General features: G+C 60.6%; 4 protein-coding genes. 3 read left to right on the forward strand and 1 reads right to left on the reverse strand.

What is annotated here, in order from left to right; translation table 11 throughout:
* Nucleotides 1-397: 397 nt before the first annotated feature.
* A complete protein-coding gene (locus tag ACFMO5_RS10215; protein WP_376792646.1) occupies nt 398-742 on the forward strand; it encodes a hypothetical protein in 345 nt (114 codons plus the stop codon).
* 144 nt (nt 743-886) lie between these two features.
* On the opposite strand, the gene ACFMO5_RS10220 is transcribed toward ACFMO5_RS10215, so the two are convergent.
* The gene (locus tag ACFMO5_RS10220; protein WP_376792647.1) at nt 887-1,282 is read right to left on the reverse strand and encodes a hypothetical protein; all 396 of its coding nucleotides are present in this window, start codon (nt 1,280-1,282) and stop codon (nt 887-889) included.
* Nucleotides 1,283-1,668: 386 nt separating this feature from the next.
* Here ACFMO5_RS10220 and ACFMO5_RS10225 point away from each other — a divergent pair, with 386 nt between their 5' ends.
* Nucleotides 1,669-2,070, forward strand: coding sequence for a hypothetical protein (locus ACFMO5_RS10225; RefSeq protein ID WP_376792648.1), 402 nt, complete (start codon nt 1,669-1,671; stop codon nt 2,068-2,070).
* 192 nt (nt 2,071-2,262) lie between these two features.
* The gene (gene dtd / locus ACFMO5_RS10230) at nt 2,263-2,706 is read left to right on the forward strand and encodes a D-aminoacyl-tRNA deacylase (protein ID WP_376792649.1); all 444 of its coding nucleotides are present in this window, start codon (nt 2,263-2,265) and stop codon (nt 2,704-2,706) included.
* Nucleotides 2,707-2,937: the final 231 nt, after the last annotated feature.

A 2,937-nucleotide genomic window follows, 5' to 3' on the forward strand; every position in this document is an offset into this window, starting at 1 on the left:
GCACCCGGCTCGCCCCTAAAATGCTTTTGATCCACCTTCCCCACGGCCTTTAGGGCCATGGGGAAGGTGGATCTAGGAGGTGGGGCCGTTGGCCTGCACCATCCCATATCCTCAAGACGCAGTAGTTATCCTAATCCGCAAAGATGATCTTTTAACTCATGAAATTTCTGTGACGCGCGGGCCGCGCCTCACAGAAAACTGTTCTTCTTCCTTCCCCGTGCGGTGAAGTCGCGCGGGAAAGGAAGACGGGAAGAATTTCTCAGAGCGGTGGGATGACTGAAGGCAGCCTCGCCGCTCCTAAGCCCCTCGGGATAACGGAGGGGATAACCAAACAATTTGTCGAATGCTCACAGATTGCGTATACTCGGGAGGAGGATCCCCCGAGGGGAAAATAACGATGGCGGAAGAATCTTTCCAGAAAGGGCGACGAGGGCGCCGGCGGAGCAACCCGCTGGAGCGCTACGCAGCAGACATTCTCGCCAAGCAGCTTTTCCTGGAGGACCTTGCGGCGGCGGCCATCGACTTCGATACCTTGGCCGCCTATTATCCGGAGCTCACGCCGGAGCAATTGCGCGGACGCCTGGGCATCGCCACCAAGCGGGCGCTGCTAGAGGATGTGGCCGATATCGTCCTGGAGCCCCCAGAGGAAGGAGACGGCCCAGAACAAATGCGTCTGAACATTCTCGACCTAGACCGCTTCGCGGAGATCGTCCATGAGGAGATGACTGTTGAGGTCATGTGACCCGCTTACGGGGCAGGCCAACGAGGTGGGGGAAGGGTGGATCATTACCCTTCCCCCACCTCGTTTGTCTGGGGCGCCAGAGGGGAATGATCTTTGGGTGTGCCTGCGACGCACCCCGCGCCCCTCGGATGAGGCCCGGTTCCTTCACGGTAGGGTGATCTGCACGGAAGTGGTCTGGGTCAGATCGTTATGCTGATACTGGATGTTGACCACAATCCCCTCTTTCTGGAAGAGCAAGTTGCCCACTTGTCCATATTGCGCCGGGGCTCCCAGCACTTGCCAGCCCTGCTCACGCATTCGAGTGCTATAGAATTCCACCAGCTCTTGAACGCTCAACCGTGTATCAAAGGCGATGCGGGCTGCGGTCACATCGAGGTTGAATGCGTCGGGGGGGAGCGGAAGATCCGGCCGAATGGTCGGCGTCGGTCGAAGGGGAGCGGTCGGCGGGGTGGGGGACGGAGTCGGCGAAGGCGGACGGGCACACGCAAGAACCAACATGGACAACCCGATCAGAAGCCGGGCGAAGGGATAAGAACGCATATCTCCTCCTCCTACAGGGGCTCCACTAATATTATAGGGTGTCATCACGTTATTTTTTTCCAGGAAGTAGGCAGGTTGCTGCGGGCGGCCTGCCTCTTCCCAAAAATGTCTCGATTCCCCACCCCCAATGGGGAGGGATTAGAGCTGTGATAGGGCTTCGTCCATCTTCCCTTCCTCTTCCCGCAGTCCTTTGGGCTACGGGAAGGGGAGAGCAGAGATTCTTTGGGGGCCGGGGGCTATTTGGAGTAGGGCGCTTCAGCGCCCGTGCTTGGTCTTTGGCCCAATCCCTGAAAACCCCAAAATTCAAAACGGGCAAAGCGCTCGGGCCGTGTGTTCGGACCTCTTTGCGGCCATCGATCACACCATCACGGTCGCGGAGGGTATTTATGGGTGTGCTGCTGATCCTTCATAGCGTGTGGCGTTGGGTCGTTCTCCTGGGAGCCATCGGGGCCCTCTATGGGCTGATCCGGGCCTATCGGGGAGGCCAACTCTCCACCGAGTTGGAGCGCGCCGTTCGCTTCTACCCGATGCTTCTGGATGTTCAGGTCACCCTTGGGATCCTGCTCTGGCTGGCCCAGCGGCTCAGCGGTGAGCCGCTCACTTCCGTTCAGGTGATCCACCCGATCTGGGGCCTACTGGCGGCCGGGGCCGCGCATGCAGCCACGGCCTTTCGGGAGCGGGAAAACCCGATCCGTGCCCGCGGGATGTTGGTCGCCTACGGCTTCTCGCTGATCCTGATCCTGATCGCTTTGGCCAGCGTGGGGGCCTTTCCGTTCGGACGCCATTAGGAGGCTGCTCACATATCATGCCTGGTAGGAGTTACGCGATCCGGAGCTCACGGGAAGAGATGGAACGGCCCCACCAAAATATTCTGGGGGTAGGGCCACGGTCGAAGGCGCGCGGCTCCGCCCCCAAAGCCCTTAGGAGAAAATCAACCGCGTAACGCCTACCTTAAGACAATCCTGTTGGGGGAGAATGCAATGCGTGTCCTGGTCCAGCGCGTTCGCCAGGGGGCAGTGCATGTGGGAGGCGAAACCGTAGCCCGTATTGGACCCGGGGTGGTGTTGCTGGTGGGGGTCACCCATACGGACACGCCGGCAGAAGCGGACTGGCTGGCCAGGAAGGTAGCCCACATGCGGATCTTCGAGGACGAGGCTGGGAAAATGAATCGCTCGTTGAAGGAAATCGGGGGGGAGGCGCTGGTGGTCTCCCAATTCACCCTATACGCGGATCCTTATGAGGGGCGACGCCCCAGTTTCATCCATGCTGCCCCGCCCGAGCATGCTCGTCCCTTGATCGAACGCTTTGCCGAAACCCTCCGCGCCGAGGGCATCCCGGTCCAGATGGGGGTTTTCGGGGCCCATATGCTGGTGGAGATCCATAACGATGGTCCGGTGACCATCTGGTTGGAGCGCTCCGCTTAAGCGGATGACCCCGCCCTCCGGATCTCCCTCCCCATGGCCCTTCAGGCCGTCGAGAGGGGAGATCAAAACCGTTTGGGGGTGGGCCGGGCGCCTTTGGCGCCCGGCCCACCCCCAAACGGTTTTGATCTCCCCTCTCGACGGCCTGAAGGGCCATGGGGAGGGAGATCCGGAGGGCGGGGTCATCCGCTTAAGCGGAGCGCTCCAACCAGATGGTCACCGGACCATCGTTAT

The organism is Thermoflexus sp. (genome assembly GCF_042408365.1).
GTDB lineage: Bacteria > Chloroflexota > Anaerolineae > Thermoflexales > Thermoflexaceae > Thermoflexus.